Source organism: Conyzicola sp. (assembly GCF_046714715.1).
Taxonomy (GTDB): Bacteria; Actinomycetota; Actinomycetes; order Actinomycetales; family Microbacteriaceae; genus Conyzicola.
The window spans coordinates 13259-32905 of the sequence record NZ_JBKKAD010000029.1; the positions used below are offsets into that span (position 1 = coordinate 13259).

The 19647-nt window shown below is 69.8% G+C and carries 20 protein-coding genes; 9 read left to right on the forward strand and 11 right to left on the reverse strand.

Annotated features, from left to right (window positions below):
* Positions 1-29: 29 nt before the first annotated feature.
* Positions 30-566 (reverse strand): Lrp/AsnC family transcriptional regulator, encoded by a 537-nt coding sequence (locus ACLQ6X_RS02660; protein ID WP_411698620.1) that lies wholly within the window; start codon positions 564-566, stop codon positions 30-32.
* An 82-nt stretch (positions 567-648) separates the two neighbouring features.
* On the opposite strand from ACLQ6X_RS02660, the gene ald reads away from it, so the two are divergent.
* Positions 649-1761 (forward strand): alanine dehydrogenase, encoded by a 1113-nt coding sequence (ald, locus tag ACLQ6X_RS02665; RefSeq protein WP_411698621.1) that lies wholly within the window; start codon positions 649-651, stop codon positions 1759-1761.
* A 226-nt stretch (positions 1762-1987) separates the two neighbouring features.
* Here ald and ACLQ6X_RS02670 read toward each other — a convergent pair whose 3' ends face one another.
* Genes ACLQ6X_RS02670 through ACLQ6X_RS02695 form a run of 6 tightly spaced genes read right to left on the reverse strand, consistent with a single transcriptional unit; the run spans position 1988 to position 7070 of the window.
* Positions 1988-2302: a hypothetical protein gene (locus ACLQ6X_RS02670; protein ID WP_411698622.1), complete on the reverse strand. Its 315-nt coding sequence runs from the start codon at positions 2300-2302 to the stop codon at positions 1988-1990.
* A 9-nt stretch (positions 2303-2311) separates the two neighbouring features.
* Positions 2312-3106, reverse strand: a complete 795-nt coding sequence (locus ACLQ6X_RS02675) for a heme ABC transporter ATP-binding protein (RefSeq protein WP_411698623.1) — start codon at positions 3104-3106, stop codon at positions 2312-2314.
* Entirely contained in the window at positions 3103-4176 is a 1074-nt protein-coding gene (locus tag ACLQ6X_RS02680; RefSeq protein ID WP_411698638.1) for a FecCD family ABC transporter permease, read from the reverse strand. The genes ACLQ6X_RS02675 and ACLQ6X_RS02680 overlap by 4 nt, the downstream gene beginning before the upstream one ends.
* Positions 4155-5204 carry a biotin/lipoate A/B protein ligase family protein gene (locus ACLQ6X_RS02685; protein ID WP_411698624.1) on the reverse strand — a complete coding sequence of 350 codons (1050 nt, stop codon included), beginning with the start codon at positions 5202-5204 and terminating at the stop codon, positions 4155-4157. Before ACLQ6X_RS02685 ends, ACLQ6X_RS02680 begins: the two co-directional genes overlap by 22 nt.
* 31 nt (positions 5205-5235) lie before the next feature.
* Positions 5236-6111 (reverse strand): alpha/beta fold hydrolase, encoded by an 876-nt coding sequence (locus ACLQ6X_RS02690; RefSeq protein WP_411698625.1) that lies wholly within the window; start codon positions 6109-6111, stop codon positions 5236-5238.
* Positions 6112-6143: 32 nt separating this feature from the next.
* Positions 6144-7070: a ribokinase gene (locus tag ACLQ6X_RS02695; RefSeq protein ID WP_411698626.1), complete on the reverse strand. Its 927-nt coding sequence runs from the start codon at positions 7068-7070 to the stop codon at positions 6144-6146.
* A 65-nt stretch (positions 7071-7135) separates the two neighbouring features.
* Here ACLQ6X_RS02695 and ACLQ6X_RS02700 point away from each other — a divergent pair, with 65 nt between their 5' ends.
* From ACLQ6X_RS02700 to ACLQ6X_RS02710, 3 genes are all read left to right on the forward strand, one after another.
* Positions 7136-7558 (forward strand): MarR family winged helix-turn-helix transcriptional regulator, encoded by a 423-nt coding sequence (locus tag ACLQ6X_RS02700; protein ID WP_411698627.1) that lies wholly within the window; start codon positions 7136-7138, stop codon positions 7556-7558.
* The gene (locus ACLQ6X_RS02705) at positions 7555-8874 is read left to right on the forward strand and encodes an MFS transporter (protein WP_411698628.1); all 1320 of its coding nucleotides are present in this window, start codon (positions 7555-7557) and stop codon (positions 8872-8874) included. The genes ACLQ6X_RS02700 and ACLQ6X_RS02705 overlap by 4 nt, the downstream gene beginning before the upstream one ends.
* A gap of 183 nt (positions 8875-9057) precedes the next feature.
* The gene (locus tag ACLQ6X_RS02710; RefSeq protein ID WP_411698629.1) at positions 9058-9417 is read left to right on the forward strand and encodes a DUF1622 domain-containing protein; all 360 of its coding nucleotides are present in this window, start codon (positions 9058-9060) and stop codon (positions 9415-9417) included.
* Here the strand turns inward: ACLQ6X_RS02710 and ACLQ6X_RS02715 are convergent.
* The 3 genes from ACLQ6X_RS02715 to ACLQ6X_RS02725 are packed head-to-tail and all read right to left on the reverse strand — an operon-like array spanning position 9414 to position 12903.
* Positions 9414-10259: a transglutaminase family protein gene (locus ACLQ6X_RS02715; protein ID WP_411698630.1), complete on the reverse strand. Its 846-nt coding sequence runs from the start codon at positions 10257-10259 to the stop codon at positions 9414-9416. The two genes, ACLQ6X_RS02710 and ACLQ6X_RS02715, sit on opposite strands and share 4 nt — an antisense overlap.
* Positions 10256-11185, reverse strand: coding sequence for an alpha-E domain-containing protein (locus ACLQ6X_RS02720; RefSeq protein ID WP_411698631.1), 930 nt, complete (start codon positions 11183-11185; stop codon positions 10256-10258). Before ACLQ6X_RS02720 ends, ACLQ6X_RS02715 begins: the two co-directional genes overlap by 4 nt.
* Positions 11179-12903 carry a circularly permuted type 2 ATP-grasp protein gene (locus ACLQ6X_RS02725; protein WP_411698632.1) on the reverse strand — a complete coding sequence of 575 codons (1725 nt, stop codon included), beginning with the start codon at positions 12901-12903 and terminating at the stop codon, positions 11179-11181. The genes ACLQ6X_RS02720 and ACLQ6X_RS02725 overlap by 7 nt, the downstream gene beginning before the upstream one ends.
* Positions 12904-13053: 150 nt before the next feature.
* Between ACLQ6X_RS02725 and ACLQ6X_RS02730 the strand changes: the two genes are divergently transcribed.
* Both ACLQ6X_RS02730 and ACLQ6X_RS02735 read left to right on the forward strand, forming a co-directional pair.
* Positions 13054-13578: a hypothetical protein gene (locus tag ACLQ6X_RS02730; RefSeq protein WP_411698633.1), complete on the forward strand. Its 525-nt coding sequence runs from the start codon at positions 13054-13056 to the stop codon at positions 13576-13578.
* A gap of 136 nt (positions 13579-13714) precedes the next feature.
* Positions 13715-14941: a cobalamin-independent methionine synthase II family protein gene (locus ACLQ6X_RS02735; RefSeq protein WP_411698634.1), complete on the forward strand. Its 1227-nt coding sequence runs from the start codon at positions 13715-13717 to the stop codon at positions 14939-14941.
* Between the two features lie 154 nt (positions 14942-15095).
* Here ACLQ6X_RS02735 and ACLQ6X_RS02740 read toward each other — a convergent pair whose 3' ends face one another.
* On the reverse strand, positions 15096-16112 hold the full coding sequence (locus ACLQ6X_RS02740; protein WP_411698635.1) for a LacI family DNA-binding transcriptional regulator: 1017 nt from the start codon (positions 16110-16112) through the stop codon (positions 15096-15098).
* 185 nt (positions 16113-16297) lie between these two features.
* Between ACLQ6X_RS02740 and ACLQ6X_RS02745 the strand changes: the two genes are divergently transcribed.
* From ACLQ6X_RS02745 to ACLQ6X_RS02755, 3 genes are all read left to right on the forward strand, one after another.
* The gene (locus ACLQ6X_RS02745) at positions 16298-17818 is read left to right on the forward strand and encodes a sugar ABC transporter ATP-binding protein (RefSeq protein ID WP_411698636.1); all 1521 of its coding nucleotides are present in this window, start codon (positions 16298-16300) and stop codon (positions 17816-17818) included.
* Positions 17819-17859: 41 nt separating this feature from the next.
* Positions 17860-18852 (forward strand): ABC transporter permease, encoded by a 993-nt coding sequence (locus ACLQ6X_RS02750; protein ID WP_411698639.1) that lies wholly within the window; start codon positions 17860-17862, stop codon positions 18850-18852.
* Positions 18849-19647 (forward strand): ABC transporter permease (locus ACLQ6X_RS02755; RefSeq protein WP_411698637.1); only part of this gene is annotated, 799 nt, incomplete at its 3' end. The genes ACLQ6X_RS02750 and ACLQ6X_RS02755, both read left to right, overlap by 4 nt.

The following is a 19647-nucleotide window of genomic DNA, read 5'->3' on the forward strand; positions in this document are numbered from 1 at the left end:
ATTTCGACGGGCTCAATCCGCATGCGGGCTCAATCCGCGGGCGTGCTGAGGCCCGGGGTGTGGTGCTCGAAGACGAGGCTGGTGCGCGTCGAGGCGACCGACGGATGCGCCGAGAGGTTGTCGACCACGAACTGACGCGCGTGGTCGGTATCCCGCGTGGCCACGTGGATGATGAAGTCTTCCGCGCCGCCGAGGAAGAACACCTGCACCACCTCGGGCAGCCGCCGCATCTCGTCGGAGAAGGTCGAGATCGCCTTGCGCGCTCCGACCCGGATGTTCACGCTGATGAGCGCCTCGAGGCCGAGGCCGAGCGCGCGCGGGTCGAGGTCGGCGTGGAAGCCGCGCACGACACCGCGCTCGATGAGCGCCCGCACGCGGGTGAGGCTCGTCGACGGCGCGATACCCGCCTCCTCGGCCAGTCGCGCGTTCGAGCTGCGCGCGTCGTCGCGCAACAGGCGCACGAGGGTGAGGTCGATGTCGTCGAGCGGCTCGTATCGGCGAAGATTCTCCCGCCCCGGGGTTAGCGTGACATCCGAATCAGAATTTTCGACTGACCTTTGGCTCATCTGCAGAATTATATGCGCGCGAAACCCAATGGAAACGAATTGGCCGGAAACTCGTCTGCACACCTCAGAGATCGGAAAGCCCATGCGCGTCGGAGTCCCCACCGAAATCAAGAACAACGAGAACCGCGTCGCCCTCACCCCCGCCGGCGTGCACGAGCTCGTGCGTCGCGGCCACGAGGTCGTCATCCAGCGGGGCGCCGGCGTGGGCGCGCACATCCCCGACGAGATGTACGTCGAGGCGGGGGCGACCCTGCTCGAGACGGCCGCCGAGGTCTGGGCGGCGGGCGACCTGCTGCTCAAGGTGAAAGAGCCGATCGGGGCCGAGTACCCGCTCATGCGCGAGGGACAGGTGCTGTTCACGTACCTGCACCTCGCCGCCTCGCGCCCGTGCACCGACGCGCTGCTGGCGGCCGGCACGACCGCGATCGCCTACGAGACGGTGCAGCTGCCCGACCGCTCGCTGCCGCTGCTCTCCCCCATGAGCGAGGTGGCGGGCCGCCTCGCCGCGCAGGTCGGCGCGACCCAGCTGATGAGCCCGAACGGCGGCGGCGGCATCCTGATGGGCGGCGTGCCCGGAACGGCGAAGGCCAAAGTGGTGGTGATCGGCGGCGGCGTCGCCGGCGAGCACGCCGCGGCCAATGCGCTCGGCATGGGCGCCGAGGTCACCGTCGTCGACCTGTCGATCCCGCGCCTGCGCCAGCTCGAGGCCCAGTACACCGGCCTGAAGACCGCGGTCTCGACGAACTACGCGATCGCCCAGCTGCTACGTGACGCCGACCTCGTGATCGGGTCGGTGCTGATCCCCGGCGCGGCCGCCCCCAAGCTCGTGACCGACGAGATGGTCGCCGCGATGAAGCCCGGCAGCGTGCTGGTCGACATCGCGATCGACCAGCGCGGATGCTTCGAGGGCAGCCGCGCGACGACGCACGACGACCCCACCTTCGCGGTGCACAACAGCACGTACTACTGCGTCGCGAACATGCCGGGCGCGGTCGCCCAGACCTCGACGCAGGCGCTCACGAACGCGACCCTGCCCTACGTGCTGCAGATCGCCGACAAGGGATGGCTCGGGGCGATCAGCGCGAACGCGGCGCTCGCCAAGGGCCTGTCGAGTCACGAGGGCGCGCTCTACAACGCCGAGGTGGCCGAGGCGCTGGGCTACGAGTCGCGCGAGCTGGCCTCGCTGGGCGCGTAGGCCGTGGCCGGCGCGGCCGGCGCGCAACGACGGGACGTGCGCTGACTGGCGCCTGTGCGCGCACGTCCCGCGAGTGCGCGCACGCCGGCTCGCCCCTTGCGCGCCAGTGCGGTACCCGCGCTACAGCTCGCGCCGCCGGGCGGTGTCTGCGCAATTTCGGGACGTGTGCGGCACGGCGCGCGGGCGCAGACGTCCCAGGATCGCGCAGACACCACGCCGGGCGGCGCTAGTGGCGCGGCGACCTGCGCGCGGCCGGCTGCGCAGCGTGCTCGCCGAGGTCGATCTCGACCCTGCCGCCGTACACGCCCTTGTCGCCGTCGCCGGCGATCGGAGCCGGCGCGGGCAGAACCGTCTGCCGGTCGAGCTCGACCTGGGCCTCGTGCCTGGTGGGGTTGAAGACCTCGTCGCCCACGCCCATCACGCCGCCGCGCGGCCCGCTGTTCTGGTTTTTGTTGGAGAGATCGATCCAGCCGAAGCGCTGTGCGATCCAGATCGCGGCGGTCGCCAGAGCCACGATTGCCAGTACGAGCCACCCATTCACGCTTCCAGCTTAGGCGGGAAACTCCCCCCGAATGGGGAGAATTACCGGCCTGCCGTTTTGCGTCACGACGTCGACCGGCAGCCCGTAGACCCGTTCGACGCGTTCGGCGGTGAAGACCTCGGCGGGCGTTCCGACGGCCTCCAGCCGACCCGAGGCGACGAGCGCGACCCGGTCGGCGTAGGCCGCGGCGAGCGACAGGTCGTGCACGACGACGACGACCGCGCGACCGGTTCGGGCGAGCGCGGCGGCGGTCGACATCACGTCCTCCTGGTGCCTCAGGTCGAGCGCCGCGGTCGGCTCGTCGAGGAACACGACGGGGGTCGACTGGGCGAGCACCCGCGCCAGCGAGACCCGCGCCTTCTCGCCGCCGCTGAGCGACGTGTACCGACGGGTGACGAGGTGCGAGACATCCGTCGCTTCGATCGCGTCGGCGATCGCCCGCTCGTCGTCGTCCCGCGAGGCGGTCCTGGCCCACGGGCTGCGTCCCATCTCGACGACCTCGGCGACCGTGAACGGAAAGCTCACCTGGTTCTCCTGCGTCAGCACGCTGCGCAGGCGGGCCAGTTCGAGATGACGAACCGAGCGGATGTCGCGGCCACCGATCGCGACGACACCGTTCGTCGGCCGAACGTCGCCGCTCAGCACCGAGAGCAGCGTCGACTTGCCTGCACCGTTCGGGCCCACGAGAGCGAGCAGCTCTCCGGCGTGGATCTCGATACCCACCGCGGTGAGGATCGGGGTCGAATCGATGACGACGCCGATGCCGATCGCGGTGATCTGCGGGGCGGTGCTGTCGAGGCTCATGCCCATCCCCCGCTGCGCTTGCGCTGCCGGTAGAGCAGGTAGAAGAAGAACGGTCCGCCGATGAGCGAGGTGAGCATGCCGATCGGCAGGTCGGCGCCCGGCACGATCGTGCGGGCGACCAGGTCGGCGAAGGTGAGCAGCGCGGCGCCGCCGACGGCGCTCGCGATGAGCAGCGGCCGGTGCGACGGGCCGATCGCCATGCGGATGACGTGCGGCACCACCAGGCCGACGAACGCGATGATGCCGCAGAACGCCACGGCCACGCCGGTGAGCAGCGCGACGAGCACGATCGAGCCGATGCGCAGTGCCTCGACGTTCACGCCGAGGTGGCGGGCGTTGCGTTCACCGAGCGCGAGCAGGTCGTACCGCTTGCCGAGCACGATCGCGCCGATGGTGCCGAGCACCGTGATCGGCGCGACGATCGCGACCTCGCGCCAGAGCGACCCGTTCAGCGAGCCGAGCTGCCAGAAGGTGATCTGCTCGCGGCTCGCGGTGTCGCCCATGAACAGCAGGAAGGCGAGGCCGGCGCTGGCGAAGGCGTTGATCGCGATGCCGGTGAGCAGCAGGGTGACGACCTCGGTGCGGCCGTTGGCCCGCGACACGAAGTAGACGACGAGGGTCGCCACGAGTCCGCCCGCGAAGGCGAACACGGCGATGCCCCAGCTGCCGAGCGCCGTGGTGATGCCGAGGATGCCGCCGAAGACGATCACGCCGGCCGCCCCGAACGCGGCACCCGACGAGACGCCCACGACGCCCGGTTCGGCGAGCGGGTTGCCGAAGATCGCCTGCATCACGGCGCCGGCGACCGCCAACGCGGCGCCGACGGCGAGGCCCATCACGATGCGGGGGAAGCGCACGATCCAGATCGTCGACTCGACGATCGGGTCGGTCGGCGCCCAGTCGGTGCGGATGCCGAGCCCGCGCAGCGCCGAGCCGACGATCTCGGCCGGCGTGATCGGCAGCTGGCCGACCACCGACGAGAACAGGATCGCCGCGACGAGCGCGACGGCGAGAGCGATGGAGAGTGTGATTCCCCGGGCGACCCGCGTCACGGAACGCGCTGCAGCCAGTCGTCGGTGCCGAACTTCTCGGCGACCAACTGCTCGGCCTTGGCGAGTTCGTCGGGCGTGATGGTGCTCTCGGTGAGCCCGTAGAGCTTCTCGAAGGTCTGCTCCATGCGCTCGATGATCTCGGCGCGTTCGAGGCCGGTCTGGCTGCGCAGCGGGTCGACGCGCTTGGCGGCGCTCTTCGTTCCCTTGTCGCTCATCTTCTCGCGGCCGATGCGCAGCACCTGCACCATGCGCTCGCCGTCCATGTCGTAGCTCATGGTCACGTGGTGCAGCACCGCTCCGTTGCCGAGACGCTTCTGCGCGGCCCCGCCGATCTTGCCGGTCGGGCTCGTGATGTCGTTGAGCGGCTGGTAGGTCGCCTCGATGCCGAGCGACTTGAGCGCCTGCAGCACCCAGTCGTCGAGGAACGCGTAGGAGTCGGCGAAGCTCATGCCCTGCACGAGGTCGGCGGGCGCGTAGATCGAGTAGGTGATGACCGAGCCGGCCTCCATGAACATGGCGCCGCCCCCGCTGATGCGGCGCACCACGGCGAAGCCGAACTCGGCGGCGCGTTCGAGGTCGACCTCGTTCTTCACCGACTGGAAGCTGCCGATGACCACGGCGGGTTCGTTCCACTCCCAGATGCGCAGGGTGGGCTTGCGACGGCCGGCGCCGACCTCCTCGGCGAGCACCTGGTCGAGCGCCATCTGCAGCACGGGCGGCGCGGCCTCGCCGTGGATGAGCTGCCAGTCGTAGTCGCGCCAGCTCGTGGCCCGCTGCAGCGCGCGGCGGATGGCGGTCGCGACGCCCTCGGGGCTGAAGCCGAGCATCACCGCGCCCTCGGGCAGCGCCTTGTGGATCGCGGCGGCGATACGCGCGGCGTCGGAGTCGGCCGGCAGCCCGTTCACGGCGGCGTCGATCGCCTCGAGTGCGCTGTCGGGCTCGAGGAAGAAGTCGCCGGCCAGCCGGAACTCGGCGATCCTGTTGTCAACGACCTCGAGGTCGACGACGACGAGCTTTCCCCCTGGCACCTTGAATTCGCCGTGCATCGCCACGCCTTTCCCTGAAGTTTAGGAAAGCCTAACTTGAAGCGGGAAGGTGCGTGTCGAGCCAGTGCACGAGGTCGGCGTAGACCTCGACGCGGTTGGTCTCGTTGAAGATCTCGTGGCGCGCGCCCTCGTAGACGTTCACCTCGACGTGGGTGAGGCCGCCGCGCCGAATGTAGCTTTCCGCGAGCAACTGCACGCTGCGCTCGCCGCCCAGCGAGTCTTCCTCGCCGATCATGATGAGCAACGGAACGTCGGCGTCGAGCGGCTTCTTCGGGCGGCCGTAGAGTCGGACGCCGGGGAGCACGCCGAACAGCTTCCGGGCGTCGGCGGCGAAGGTGAGCTCGTCGGCGACGAACTCCGCGACGATCTCGGGGTCGCGGCTCAACCACTCGTACCCGGTCGTGCCGAGCGTCTTGTGACGCTTGTTGAGGTCGCCCGCCGACATGTGGCGCGGCGTGCGGTAGGCGGTTCCGGTCAGCACAACGGCGGCGAAGTCGGCGGCATGGTCGTTGACGAGCTGCTGACCGAGCACGGAACCCCAGGAGTGGCCGATGAAGACGATAGGGACACCCGGATGATCCGACTGGATGATCCCCGTGAGCTGGTGCAGACCGGCGAGCGTCGCGGGCAGGCCACCCTCGCCGAGCTGGCCGAGCTTCGAGTGGTCGCCGCCGTGCTGGGCGAGGCCGGTGCGGCCGTGACCGCGGTGGTCGTCGGCGTAGACGGTGTACCCGTTCTGCACGAGAACCTGGGCGAGCGCCTCGTAGCGGCCGGCGTGCTCGCCGAGACCGTGGGCGATCTGCACGATGGCCCGCGGCTTGGCGGCGTTCCAGACGTAGTAGTGGATCGTGACGCCCTGGGCGTCGACGAACTCGTACTCGCGGCGTGCTGCTATGAATGTCGGCACCGTGGCCTCCTCGTCTGCGCTAATCGTACTAACTAGTGTGCGGCGAGCAGAGCCTGCACCTCGTCGCGGGTGGGCAGGCCGTCGCGCGCGCCCACCGCCCGCGTGGACAGCGACCCGGTCGCTGCGGCGAACCGCAGCGCGTCGGGCAGCGGCTGGCCCTCGGCGAGCGCCGCGGCGAGCGCGCCGTTGAACGAGTCGCCGGCACCGGTCGTGTCTACGGGCTTCGCGGGGAAGACGTGCTGGTGGTGGTCGGGCTCTCCGACCCGGGAGAGGTCGGCGCCGTCGCCGCCGCGCGTCACGAGCACCGTGGGGATGCCGGCGGCGTGCAGGTCGGCGATGCTGCCGAGTTCTTCGAGCTCGGTCTCGTTCGGGGTGATGATCGACACGAGGGCGAGCAGGTCGTCGGGCACCCCGGCGGCCGGAACCGGCGCGGGATTGAGGATGAAGGTCCAACCGTTGGCCTTCGCGATGCGCGCCCAGGTCGTGACCGTGTCGACGGGCACCTCGAGGCAGGCCAGCACGACGGCAGGACTGCCCGCGTAGCGCGCGGCGATGGCCGCGGCATCCGAATCGCGCACCGTGGCGTTCGCGCCGGGGTTGATGATGATGGAGTTCTCGCCCGCCACGTCGACGACGACGGCCGCGACGCCGGTCGGCTCGTCGACGCGCTTCACGTGCTCGAGGCCGACACCGTCTGCCTCGAGGGCGGCCCAGGCCTGGTCCCCCAGTTGGTCGGTGCCGACGGATGCCACGAACCGCACGTCGGCTCCGAGGCGGGCCGCGGCGACCGCCTGGTTCGCGCCCTTGCCGCCGGGCACGATGCGGAAGCTCTCACTCGACACGGTCTGTCCGGGCTTCGGGATCGCGGCGAGGCCGGTGAAGAGCAGGTCCATGTTGACCGAGCCGACGACGATGACGGGGGTGGCGGTGCTGGGCGTGCTGGCGGGGCTGTGGGGCATGCTGCGATTATGCCCCAGCCGCGACATCCGGACCTTTACTTAGCCTTGCTAATTGCCTATGCTAAATGAATATGTCCAACGAACTCGCCCACACCCTGCGCCAGACGGTTCTACACCTCGCGCGGCGCGTGCGCGCAGAACGCGCCGACGCGTCGATGAGCGACGGAAAGCTCTCGGTGCTGTTCGTGCTGATGAACGAGGGCGCGCAGACCCTCGGTTCGCTGAGCGAGCACGAGCGGGTCACACCCCCGTCGATGAACCGCACCATCAACGCCCTCGTCGAGCAGGGCTTCGTGACCAGGGAGAGCGACGCGACCGACGGACGCAAGGTCGTGATCGACATCTCGGATGCCGGCCGTCGCCTCGTGAAAGAGACCCGGCGTCGTCGAGACGCCTGGTTCTCGTCGCGGCTCGCCGCCCTCTCGCCCGACGACCGCGCGACCCTCGACGCCGCCGCCCCGATCCTGCGGAGGCTCGCCGACCAGTGAGTGCCATGTTCCGCTCGCTGAGCGGCATCAACTACCGCCTCTGGTTCGCCGGGGCCCTCGTGTCGAACATCGGCACCTGGATGCAGCGCACCGCCCAGGACTGGATCGTGCTCACGATGCTGACCGACAACGACGCGGTCGCGGTCGGCATCACCATGGCGCTGCAGCTCGGGCCGCAGCTGCTGCTCGTGCCGTGGTCGGGGCTCATCGCCGACCGGTTCGACCGCCGCCGGCTGCTGATGCTGACGCAGACGCTCATGGCGCTGCTCGGGGTGGCGCTCGGGGTCATGGTGCTGTTCGGCGTGGCCGAACTGTGGCACGTCTACGTGTTCGCCCTCGCGCTCGGTGTCGTCTCGGCGATCGACGCGCCCGCGCGGCAGGCCTTCGTGTCGGAGCTGGTCTCCGAGCGCGACCTGCCGAACGCCGTGTCGCTGAACTCGGCGTCGTTCAACGCCGCGCGGCTCGTCGGCCCCGCGGCGGCCGGGCTGCTCACTGTCGCGGTCGGAGCCGGCTGGGTGTTCCTGATCAACGCCGTCACGTTCGCGGCAACGCTGGTGTCGCTGGCCCTGCTGCGCCGGGGCGAGCTGCGCGTGGCGGCACGAGCACCCCGGGCGCCGGGGCAGCTGCTCGAGGGGTTCCGGTACGTGTCGAAGCGGGCCGACATCCTCGCCATCATGGTGGCCGTGTTCATCATCGGCACGTTCGGCCTCAACTTCGCGATCTTCACGGCCACGATGGCGCGGGTCGAGTTCGACCACGGCGCGGGCGAGTTCGGCCTGCTCTCGTCGGTGCTCGCGATCGGCTCGGTGACGGGCGCGCTGCTCTCCGCCCGGCGCGACCGGCCCCGGTTGCGCCTCATCTTCGCCGCGGCGGCCGCGTTCGGCATCACCTGCGCGGTCTCCGCCGTTATGCCGACGTTCCTGACCTTCGCGCTCTCGCTCATCCTCGTGGGCCTCGCCTCGATCACGTTCATGACCACGGCGAACAGCTACGTGCAGACCACGACCGACCCGGTGATGCGCGGGCGGGTGATGGCGCTGTACATGGCGATCTTCGTGGGCGGAACCCCGATCGGCGCGCCCATCGTCGGCTGGGCCGCGAATGAGCTCGGGCCGCGCTGGGCCCTCGGCGTAGGCGCGGCGTCCGGCCTGCTGGCAGCCCTTGTCGGACTGGTGTGGATGGTGGTGTCGCACGACCTGCGTCTGCGCCGTGCACCGTCCAGCCGCATCCGCCTGCGCCTCACCCACGACGGCACCGACCGTGAAACGGCCGAGGAAGACCTCGCCGTGGAGGAGACGGTGGCGCGCAGGGTCTAGCCGCGGCGGGGAGGCCGCACCCAGATGACGGGTTTCCGGCCGGATGACGCGACCGCGGCGGGCTCATACGGCCGGAAGCGGCTCATATGGGGGTTTCGACAGGCTCAACCAGCGGCCAGCCACCAGCGCGGGCGCGCGGCGGGTCGGCGCGCGCGGCCCCGCTCGCGGGTGTAGCAACGGAGCATGACATTTCAGGAGATCATCGAGCTCACCGGCCGGGTCATCGACGGGGCCGGCGTCGCGGTGATCGTCGTGGGCGCGATCGCGGCGACCATCGCCGCCCTGCGCACGGCGCTGCGCAGGTCGGGCCCGGTCTACGCGCCCTTCCGCCGCTTCCTCGGGCGCTCGATCCTGCTCGGGCTCGAGTTGCTCGTCGCGGCGGACATCATCCGCACCGTCGCCGTCGCGCCCACCTGGGACAGCGTGGCCGTGCTCGGACTCATCGTGCTCATCCGAACGTTCCTGAGTTTCTCGCTCGAGCTCGAGATCACCGGACGCTGGCCGTGGCAGAAGAAACCGGATGCCGCGGCCGAAGCCGACTAGGCCTCCTTGGTGATCTCGACCTTCACGAACAGCTGGCTGCCGTACGGTCCCGCGTAGACACCGCGCAGCGGGGGCACGTCGTTGTAGTCGCGCCCGCGGCCCACGGTGACGTGCCGATCGCCGATGTCGATGAGGTTCGTCGGGTCGAAGCCGCGCCACTCGCCACAGAACCACTCGACCCAGGCGTGCGATTCACCGGCGATCGTCTCGCCGACCGCCGCGTCGGGCTTGGGATGCAGGTATCCCGAGACGTACCGCGCCGGGATGCCGACCGAGCGCAGCGCGCCGAGGGCGAGGTGGGTGATGTCCTGGCAGACGCCCTTGCGCTCGGCCCACGCCTCCTTGGCGGTGGACGTGACGGCCGTGACCCCCGCCATGTACTGCATCGCGTCGCCGATCGCGGTGCAGATCTCGAGGGCCGCGTCGCACGGCGAGGCGTGCCGGCCGGCGATCTCGGCGGCGATGGCGACCACGTCGTCGGGCGGATCGGTGCGGCGGGTCTGCCGGGTCTGCTCGATGTACGAGGTGGAGGTCTCTGCGAGCGCCGAGAGCACGTCCCAGGTCAGCTTGTCGGCGGTGTGGATGCGCGGCCTCACCTCGACGAGGCTGGTCGCGGTGAGCGAGAGCTCCTTGTGCGGGGTGAGGATCTCGAACGACGACACCCGCGAGCCCCAGTAGTCCACGTAGTTGTGCTGGCTCGAGATCGGCAGGATCTCGACGTGCGAGTAGAGCACGAGCTGGCCGTCGGCGCTCACGGGCAGCATGCGCGCCTCGTTGTACGAGGCGGTCACGTCGCCGCCGTAGCGGAATCCGGTGGAGTGCTTGATGCGCAGGCGGTTCATGAGCTCTCCCCCACCCAGCTGGGTGCGGCGTTGGTCGGGAAGTAGCGCTGCCGGATCGCCTCGGAGGCGGCGCTGGTGGCCGCCTGCACGTTGTCCATGTGCAGGGGCAGGTCTTCGAGGATCTCGGCGATCGGCCGGTACTCGAGTTCGCTGCGGATCTTGCCGAGCTGGCGCTGCGCCTGGTCGGAGATGCCCACGCGTTCGGCCCGCGGTTCGATGTCGCGCATGCAGGCCTCGGCCCGGGAGACAGAGAACAGGATGCTGCGGGGGAACAGCCGATCGAGCAGCAGGAACTCCGCCGCGTTCGTCGCGCTCGGCACACCGCGGTACGTGCGCAGGTAGGCCTCGTAGGCGCCACAGCTGCGCAGGATCGTGGTCCACGACGGGCCGCTCGCCTCGGTGAGCGACCGGGTGGCGAGAAGCCTGGCGGTCATGTCGGCGCGCTCGAGGCTTCGCCCGAGGGTGAAGAACTGCCACGCCTCGTCCCGGCTCGTGGCCGACTCGATGATGCCGACGGCGAGAGCGCTGCGTTCGCGCACCCAGCCGAAGAATTCGTGCACCTTGTCTCCGGAGACCTTGCGCGGCATCCGGGCCCTCGTCGTGTTGAGGCACTCCCAGAGTTCCGTCGACACGATCTCGCGCGCCCGCCGGGCGTTCTCGCGGGCGGCGCCCAGCGAGTAGGCGATCGACGCCGGTTCGCTGCGGTCGACGGCGAGGATCTGCAGGATGTCGGCGCGCGTGAGGGCGTGGTCGTCGGGCGCCTCGCTGCCCATCACGCTGAGCAGCGAACGGCAGGCGAGGTCTTCCTCGATCCACGGGTCTTCGAGCAGCAGCTGCAGGTGCACGTCGAGAATGCGCGCGGTGCCGTCGGAGCGCTCGATGTAGCGGCCGATCCAGAACAGGCTCTCGGCGATGCGGCTCAGCATGGGGCGTCCTTCCCGCGGGTCTCGCTGGTTGAGTAGGCCGCCCGCGGCCGTATCGAAACCTCCGGCCGGGTTTCGATACGCGGGCTCGTTCCTCGCTCGCTGCTCAACCTGCTCTGCTGTTGCTGCTCTTGCTGCTCGTTGCCCTTCGGCCCGTCGAGCGGCGAGTGGTCTTGCACGTGTTCGGCCGCGGCACCCGGCATCGCGTGCGTGCCGGTGGCCTGATCGGCGACAAGCCCCTGGATGCTGTGGCGGGAGACCTGCAGCGGGTCGAGCCCGACCACCCAGGTGTCTTTCGAGCCGCCGCCCTGCGAGCTGTTGACGACGAGCTCGCCCTCGGGCAGCGCCACGCGGGTGAGGCCGCCGGGCAGAACCCAGATGTCTTTGCCGTCGTTCACCGCGAACGGTCGCAGGTCGGCGTGCCGCGGGCGCATGCCGTCGTCGACGAGCGTGGGAATCGTGGAGAGCTGAACGACGGGCTGCGCGATCCAGCCGCGCGGGTCGTCGATGAGGCTCTTGCGCAGTTTCTCGAGTTCGGTCTTGGATGCCGCGGGGCCCACGACCAGTCCCTTGCCGCCCGAACCGTCGACGGGTTTCACAACGAGCTCGTCGAGCCGGTCGAGCACCTCCTCCAGCGCTCCCGGGTCTTCGAGCCGCCAGGTGTCGACGTTCTTGATGATCGGCTCTTCGCCCAGGTAGTAGCGGGTGAGGTCGGGTAGGTAGGTGTAGACGAGCTTGTCGTCGGCGACACCGTTGCCGACCGCGTTGGCGATCGTCACGTTGCCGAGGCGCGCGGCGAGCAGCAGCCCGGGGCTGCCGAGCATCGAGTCGGCCCGGAACTGCAGCGGGTCGAGGAACTCGTCGTCGACGCGGCGGTAGATCACGTCGACCCGCGTGGGGCCGGCGGTGGTGCGCATCCAGACGCGGCCGCCCGAGCAGAACAGGTCGCGGCCCTCCACGAGCTCGACGCCCATCAGCCGGGCGAGCAGGGTGTGTGCGAAGTAGGGGGAGTTGTAGACGCCGGGGGTCAGCACGACGACGTTGGGCTCGTCGACGCCCTCGGGCGCGCTGGCCCGCAGCGCCTGCAGAAGCTTGTGCGGATATTCGCCGACCGGGCGCACCCGCATCGAGACGAAGAGCTCGGGGAGCGTCTGCGCCATGACCCGGCGGTTGGAGATGACGTAGCTGACGCCGGACGGCACCCGCACGTTGTCCTCCAGCACGCGCCATCCGCCCTGTTCGTCTCGGATCAGGTCGATGCCGCTGACCTGGATGCGCACGCCGTTCGCCGGCTCGATGCCGGCGGCCTCGCGGTGGAAGTGGCTCGAGCTGGTGACGAGCTTTGCGGGGATGACGCCGTCTCTGATGGCCTCCTGCTTGCCGTAGATGTCGGCGAGGAAGGCCTCGAGCGCACGCACCCGCTGCTTGATGCCGCTCTCGACCTCGAGCCATTCGGCCTGCTCGATCACGCGGGGCACCGCGTCGAGCGGGAACGGCCTCTCTTCGCCCGCGAAGTCGAAAGTCACCCCCTGCGCCAGGTAGGAACTGGCTAGGGCGTCCGTTCGGCCCCGCAGTTCTTCCTGCGTCATCTGCGCGAGCGCGGCGTGCAGCGCCTTGTACGGCGGCCGCGCCTTTCCCGGCGTGGAGAACATTTCGTCGAACGCTGCCGCGCCGGTTCTGCGCGTCGTGGTGACGCCGTAGTCATCGAACAGGTCGCCCATGGCCCCACTCTAACCGCGGCATGTTGCGACGTTGTTTCAGGCGGGACGCGCTCGTATTACGCCGTGGGCAGCTCTACCCATAGCGAGAATTACTCCATACCTTTAGCGTAGAGGCACCCCGAAACGTGCGTGCGAAACGAGTGCCCCCCGATGACCGAGCTCCACCCGCCCGAGTGGAACGCTGTGCTGGCGCGGGTCGGCGCGCCCGCCCGGGTGCCGTCGGCCAAGACCGACGCGGGCAGGCGCGTCGACCGCCTCCTGCCGCGACTGAACGCCCGGGCGCCCGACGCCGAGATCGCGTTATCGCTGCTGACCGCCGCCGCGAGCGGCCCACTGCGCGAACGGCTCCTGGCGATGCAGGCGCGGGTCAGTGCCCACTCCGGCCCAAGGCCCCACCACCACGTGCCGCGCACGCGGACGCAGCGACCGGCGTTTGCCCGGGTGCGTGCGCTGCTCGGTCTGAAGAGCGGCGGGCCGGCCTCGGCGCCGACCGGCCCGATCGAGCGGCCCGACGTGCGCCTCTGGCGCGAGACCTCGGCCGTGATCTCCGCCGCGTCGCCGCCCGAACTCGACCGCGACGCTGCGATCGACGGTCTGCGCCAGCTGTTCGAGAAGCGCCGGCTCTCCGGCGAGCGCGTCGAGGCGATCCTGCGTCGGCTGAGCGAGACGCACTAGACGGACGCCCGAGTGTTACGCCCGTCGACAGGCGCCGGCGGTCGGATGCGCCCCTCGTGTCACCATGGGAAGGCACCCACGCGAAGCCTCGCAGGTACTGGTGCCGGCCGACCCACTCACCGAACGAGGCAGCAGAATGCTCAACAGCTTTGACCGCATCCAGACCACCCACGCCGGCAGCCTGCCCCGCACGCGCGAGCTGATCGCGGCCAACGAGGCTCGCGAGTTCGAGGCCGACGGCTTCACGTTCACCCGCACCCCCGAGTTCGAAGAGCTCGAGGCCGCGGCGGTCGCCGACCTCGTCGCCCGCCAGAAGGCGATCGGCATCACCGTTCCCGGCGACGGCGAGTACGGCAAGGCCATGTCGAGCGCGGTCGACTACGGAGCGTGGTGGTCGTACTCGTTCCAGCGCGTCGCCGGGCTGTCGCTCGAGGGCTCGAACATCTTCACCGCTCCCCCAGTGCGGTCGACGCCGGGCAACGTGCAGCTCACCTCGTTCACCGACCGCCGCGACCGCAACCTCTTCCCCGAGGCTTACAACGACCCGACGGGCGGGGTCGAGTCCGGCTCGATCGCCACGCCGTTCCCCTCCACCACCGGGCCGCTGAAGTACGTGGGTCAGGAGGCGATCGCGAACGACATCGCCAACCTCAAGAACGGGCTCGAGGCATCCGGTCTCTCCGAAGGCTTCATCACCGCCCTCTCCCCCGGAAGCGGATCGCGCGTGATCAACGAGTACTACGCGACCGAGGAGGAGCACATCTGGGCCTGGGCTGACGCCCTGCGCGAGGAGTACACGGCCATCATCGACGCCGGGCTCATCCTGCAGATCGACGACCCGTCGATCGCCGAGAACTGGGACCAGATCAACCCCGAACCGTCGATCGAGGACTACCGCGCCTTCACCCGCATCCGGGTCGAGGCGCTCAACTACGCGCTGCGCGACCTGCCCGAGGATCAGATCCGCTTCCACCTCTGTTGGGGCAGCTGGCACGGGCCGCACACCACCGACATCGAGCTGAAGAACATCGTCGACCTCATGCTCGAGATCAACGCCGGCGCCTACTCGTTCGAGGCCGCGAACGCTCGCCACGAACACGAGTGGCGGGTGTGGGAAGACGTGAAGCTGCCCGAGGGCAAGCTCATCCTGCCGGGCATCGTTGGTCACGCGACCAACGTCGTCGAACACCCCGAGCTCGTCGCCGAGCGCATCGGGCGATTCGCCGGTCTGGTCGGCCGCGAGAACGTGCTCGCGTCGACCGACTGCGGCCTGGGCGGGCGCATCCACCCGCAGATCGCCGTGGCGAAGCTCGAGTCGTTGGCCCGCGGCGCCGAGCTGGCGTCGGACCGGCTCTGGAAGTAGTCGCGGCGCCGCCTTCGCGCGAGGCCGCTCGTCAGTGGCGGCATATTGCTGCTGCCGGGGCGCGGCAAGAGCAATATGCCGCCGATGAAACCGACAACAGCCTCGCGGGGTTTCGATACGGTCGCTAGAGCGACCTACTCAACCAGCAGGGTCGTCAGCGCAGGCCGCGCGAGCTGTCGCGCACCACGAGCTCGGGCTCGAAGACGACCTGGCGCGGGGGCGTCGTGGCGTCCGCCGCCTGCTCGAGCAGGATCTCCACGGCGGTCTGCCCGATCAGCGCGCTGGGCTGGCGGATCGACGAGAGCGGCACGACGGCCGCGCTCGCGAAGTCGATGTCGTCGTAGCCGATGAGCGAGATGTCGGCCGGAACCCGCACGTCTGCACCCCGCATCATGAGCGCCTGCAGCACGCCCATCGCCACGAGGTCGTTGGCGGCGAAGACGGCGTCGGGCCTGTCGTGCGGCGCGCGCTCGGCAATCTCGATGCCGGCCGCGCGGCCCGCGAGCACGCTGAGCGCCTCGACGACGACCACCTCGAGCGTGACGCCCTCGTGCGCGTCGACGGCCAGGCGCGCTCCGGCCAGACGGTCCTGCACCTGCAGGATCTGCATCGGCCCGCCGATGAACGCGATGCGGGTGCGGCCCTGGGCGATCAGGTGCTCGACCGCGAGCCGGCCGCCGGCGAGGTCGTCGACGGAGACGGAGCTGAACGAGGTGTCGCCGCTCGACCGGTCGACGAGCACCGCCGGGATTCCGCGTTGGCGCAGCCGCTCGAGGCGGGCCGTGATGTCGCCGAAGGGCGAGATGAGCACGCCGTGCACGCGCTGCTCTTCGAACAGGTCGAGGTAGGCCGACTCCCGGTCGGTGTTCTCGTCGCTGTTTCCGAGGATGACGGTGAGCCCGGCGTCCGCGGCCTTGTCCTCGGCGCCACGCGCGACGTCGGTGAAGAAGGGGTTGCGTACGTCGAGAACGACGAGGCCGATCGTCTTGGAGTGGCCGGCGCGCAGTTGGCGGGCCGCATCGTTTCGGATGAACCCGAGCTCGTCGATTGCCGCGTGCACCCTGGCCACGGTGTCGGCGGTCACCTTCGACGGACGGTTGAGCACGTTAGACACCGTTCCGACCGAGACACCGGCCCGCAGCGCGACGTCGCGCACGCTTGTTGCACCCATGGGTTCCTCCAGATCGGCGCTGACCGTCGAAAACGTGAATCGTTCCAGATTCTAACGGGCCGTGACCAGATCGTCGCTTGACGAGAATTCCGCTCTGGCCATAGAGTGCTGTCAGCCGAGTCCTTAAAACGATTCAATCGGTTCGCACCACCCCCCACCACCACACCTCAAAGGCGAGGCACGCAATGACGAACACCGCGACCACCCCGAACGCGCCCGCGCTCGAGCTGCGCACCATCTCGAAGGCCTTCGGCGCCGTCGTCGCCCTCGCGAACGCGAGCCTCACGCTGCACAGCGGTTCCATCCACGCCCTCGTCGGCGAGAACGGAGCGGGCAAGTCGACGATCGTCAAGATCATCGCCGGCCTCTACCAGCGCGACACCGGCGAGTTCGATCTCGACGGCGAGAGCGTGAACTTCACGTCGACCGCCCAGTCGAAGGCCGCGGGCATCGCCGTGATCTACCAGGAGCCCACGCTCTTCCCCGACCTCTCGGTCACCGAGAACATCTTCATGGGCCGCCAGCCCACGCTGAGCCTCGGCCGCATCGACCGCAAGCTCATGCGCTCGCAGGCGCTCGGCCTGTTCGCGCGGCTCGGCGTGCGCGTCGACCCCGACCGACCCACCCAGGGCCTGTCGATCGCCGACCAGCAGATCATCGAGATCGCGAAGGCGATCTCCCTCGACGCGCGGGTGCTGGTGATGGATGAACCGACCGCCGCCCTCAGCGGCGTCGAGGTCGACCGGCTCTTCGCCGTGGCGCGCAGCCTGCGCGACGAGGGGCGCGCACTGCTGTTCATCTCCCACCGCTTCGACGAGGTGTTCGACCTGTGCGACACGGTCACCGTGATGCGCGACGGCGAATACATCGACACCAGCGCGATCGCCGACACCACCGTCGATCAGATCGTGCGCCGCATGGTCGGCCGCGACGTCACCACGCTCTTCCCCAAGGAGGACGCGGTGATCGGCGCCGAGGTGCTGGTCGTCGACGGCCTGACCGAGGCCGGCATCTTCCACGACGTCTCGTTCGGTGTGCGGTCGGGCGAGATCGTCGCCCTGGCCGGACTCGTCGGCGCCGGGCGCAGCGAGATCGCCCGCGCCGTCTTCGGCGTCGACCCCTACAGCGCCGGTTCGGTGCGCATCGGCGGCACGCGCGTGCCGAAGCGCGACCCCGCCGCGGCGATGCGCCTCGGCCTCGCACTGGTGCCGGAGGACCGCCGCAAGCAGGGACTGGTGCTCGAGTCATCCGTCGCCCGCAATACGACGATGGCGATCCGCCGCAACCTCGCCCGCTTCGGTCTGCTCTTCTCCCCCGCCGAGAACCGCGCCGCCCGCGAGTGGGCGAGCAGGCTCGAGGTGAAGGCCGCGACCCTCGACACCGAGGTCGGCACCCTCAGCGGCGGCAACCAGCAGAAGGTGGTGCTGGCCAAGTGGCTCGCGACCAACCCGAAGGTGCTCATCGTCGACGAGCCCACCCGCGGCATCGACGTCGGCACGAAGGCCGAGGTGCACCGCCTGCTCTCGCGCCTCGCCGGGCAGGGCATGGCGATCCTGATGATCTCGTCGGAGCTGCCCGAGGTGCTCGGCATGGCCGACCGCGTGCTCGTCGTGCGCGAGGGGCGCATCACCGCCGAGATCGGCCGGGCCGACGCCACGGCCGAGTCCGTGATGTTCGCCGCCACGCACGAGGGGGTCGTCGCGTGAGTACGCTGACCCAGACCGGCACCGAATCGACCGGCTCGCGCATCGCCTCGGGCCTCGGCTCCCTGCTCAAGGCGAGGGAGACCGGGATCCTCATCGCCCTGGCGCTCATCGTGGTCGTCACGACCGCGAAGAACCCGAACTTCCTGTTCTCCAGCGACGGCTTCCGCGACCTGCTGCTCACGCCGTCGATCCTGCTGCTCGTGGCGGTGGGCCAGGCGATCGTGATCATCACCCGCAACGTCGACCTCTCGGTCGGTTCGGTGCTGGGCCTGACCGCCTACCTGACCGGCCGGCTGTTCATCGACATCCCGGGCATCCCGATCATCGCCGTCTTCCTCGCCGGCCTCGTCTTCGGCGGCCTGCTCGGCCTCATCAACGGCGCGCTCGTGGCGTTCGCGAAGGTGCCGGCGCTCGTGATCACGCTCGGCACGCTCTACGCCTTCCGCGGCATCAACGTGCTCTGGACGGGCAGCGACCGCATCAACGCGTCGGACATGCCCAAGCCGTTCCTGGCGCTGGGCACGCAGTCGATCCTCTTCATCCCGGTGCTCACGATCATCGCCGTGGTCGTGCTCGTCGCGGCGGGCTGGTTCATGCGCAACCAGCGCGCGGGCCGGGAGCTCTACGCGATCGGTTCAGATCCGGATGCGGCCAACCTCTACGGGCTCAACGTCACCCGGCGCGTGCTGTCGGCGTTCGTCGTGAGCGGCGCCCTCGCCGGGCTCGCGGGCGTGCTCTACGCGGCCCGCTACGGCACCGTGAACTCGCAGGCGGGCAGCGGCTTCGAACTCGAGGCCGTCGGTGCCGCGGTGATCGGCGGCGTCGCGATCTTCGGCGGCAGCGGCACGGTCTGGGGCGCGGCCATCGGTGCCTACCTGCTGTTCACCATCAACCGCGCCCTGCCGATCCTCGGCGTGCAGGACTTCTGGCAGCGCGCCGTCGTGGGCGTGCTCATCCTCGGCGCGATCGTGCTCGACCGCCTGCTGGCCCTCCGACAATCGCGCAAACTCGTGGAAGCGAGGGACAGAGAATGACCGACCTCATCTCGGGCGGCACGGCGACCCCGCGCGTCTACACGGACTACGCCCGCCCGCTCTGGCAGCGTGTGCTGCTCACCCGCGAGGGCGCCGTCTACGCCGCCCTCATCCTGGTGATCGTCGTCGCCGCGCTCAGCGTGCGCAATTTCGGCAGCCCGATCACCATGACCTACCTGCTGCTCGACGTCACCCCGATCCTGCTGATCGCGCTCCCGATGACCCTCGTGATCATCACCGGCGAGATCGACCTGTCGGTCGCGAGCGTCGTCGGCCTCTCGAGTGTCGTGCTCGGCACCCTGCACCAGGGCGGCATGCCGCTCGAGGCCGCGGCGCTCGTCGCGATCGTGGTCGGTGCAATCGCGGGCGCGTTCAACGGGTTGCTCATCACGGTCGTCGGGCTCCCGTCGCTCGCCGTGACCATCGGAACGCTCGCGCTATACCGCGGACTCGCGGTCGGCCTGCTCGGCACCACGGCGGTCACCGACTTCACCGAGTTCTACACAGACCTCGCCAAGTCGAAGATCGGGTCGACGGGTGTTCCCACCGTGATGATCCTGTTCGTGCTGCTGCTCGTGGTGTTCGCGATCGTGCTGCACTTCACGCCGTTCGGCCGGGGCGTGTTCGCGATCGGACTCAGCTCGGAGGCCGCCCGCTTCTCGGGCGTACACGTGGAACGCACGAAGTTCATCCTGTTCGTGCTCACCGGCACGATCTCGGCCCTCGCCGGCATCTACTACACGCTGCGGTTCGGCAGCGCGCGCGGCGACAACGCCACGGGCCTCGAGCTGTCGG

Excerpts from the sequence above, each read along its gene's own strand:
- ACLQ6X_RS02660 (WP_411698620.1), bottom strand. The coding sequence starts at position 566 with ATGAGCCAAAGGTCAGTCGAAAATTCTGATTCGGATGTCACGCTAACC.
- ald (WP_411698621.1), top strand. The coding sequence starts at position 649 with ATGCGCGTCGGAGTCCCCACCGAAATCAAGAACAACGAGAACCGCGTC.
- ACLQ6X_RS02675 (WP_411698623.1), bottom strand. The coding sequence starts at position 3,106 with ATGAGCCTCGACAGCACCGCCCCGCAGATCACCGCGATCGGCATCGGC.
- ACLQ6X_RS02685 (WP_411698624.1), bottom strand. The coding sequence starts at position 5,204 with ATGCACGGCGAATTCAAGGTGCCAGGGGGAAAGCTCGTCGTCGTCGAC.
- ACLQ6X_RS02695 (WP_411698626.1), bottom strand. The coding sequence starts at position 7,070 with ATGCCCCACAGCCCCGCCAGCACGCCCAGCACCGCCACCCCCGTCATC.
- ACLQ6X_RS02700 (WP_411698627.1), top strand. The coding sequence starts at position 7,136 with ATGAATATGTCCAACGAACTCGCCCACACCCTGCGCCAGACGGTTCTA.
- ACLQ6X_RS02710 (WP_411698629.1), top strand. The coding sequence starts at position 9,058 with ATGACATTTCAGGAGATCATCGAGCTCACCGGCCGGGTCATCGACGGG.
- ACLQ6X_RS02715 (WP_411698630.1), bottom strand. The coding sequence starts at position 10,259 with ATGAACCGCCTGCGCATCAAGCACTCCACCGGATTCCGCTACGGCGGC.
- ACLQ6X_RS02720 (WP_411698631.1), bottom strand. The coding sequence starts at position 11,185 with ATGCTGAGCCGCATCGCCGAGAGCCTGTTCTGGATCGGCCGCTACATC.
- ACLQ6X_RS02725 (WP_411698632.1), bottom strand. The coding sequence starts at position 12,903 with ATGGGCGACCTGTTCGATGACTACGGCGTCACCACGACGCGCAGAACC.
- ACLQ6X_RS02730 (WP_411698633.1), top strand. The coding sequence starts at position 13,054 with ATGACCGAGCTCCACCCGCCCGAGTGGAACGCTGTGCTGGCGCGGGTC.
- ACLQ6X_RS02735 (WP_411698634.1), top strand. The coding sequence starts at position 13,715 with ATGCTCAACAGCTTTGACCGCATCCAGACCACCCACGCCGGCAGCCTG.
- ACLQ6X_RS02740 (WP_411698635.1), bottom strand. The coding sequence starts at position 16,112 with ATGGGTGCAACAAGCGTGCGCGACGTCGCGCTGCGGGCCGGTGTCTCG.
- ACLQ6X_RS02745 (WP_411698636.1), top strand. The coding sequence starts at position 16,298 with ATGACGAACACCGCGACCACCCCGAACGCGCCCGCGCTCGAGCTGCGC.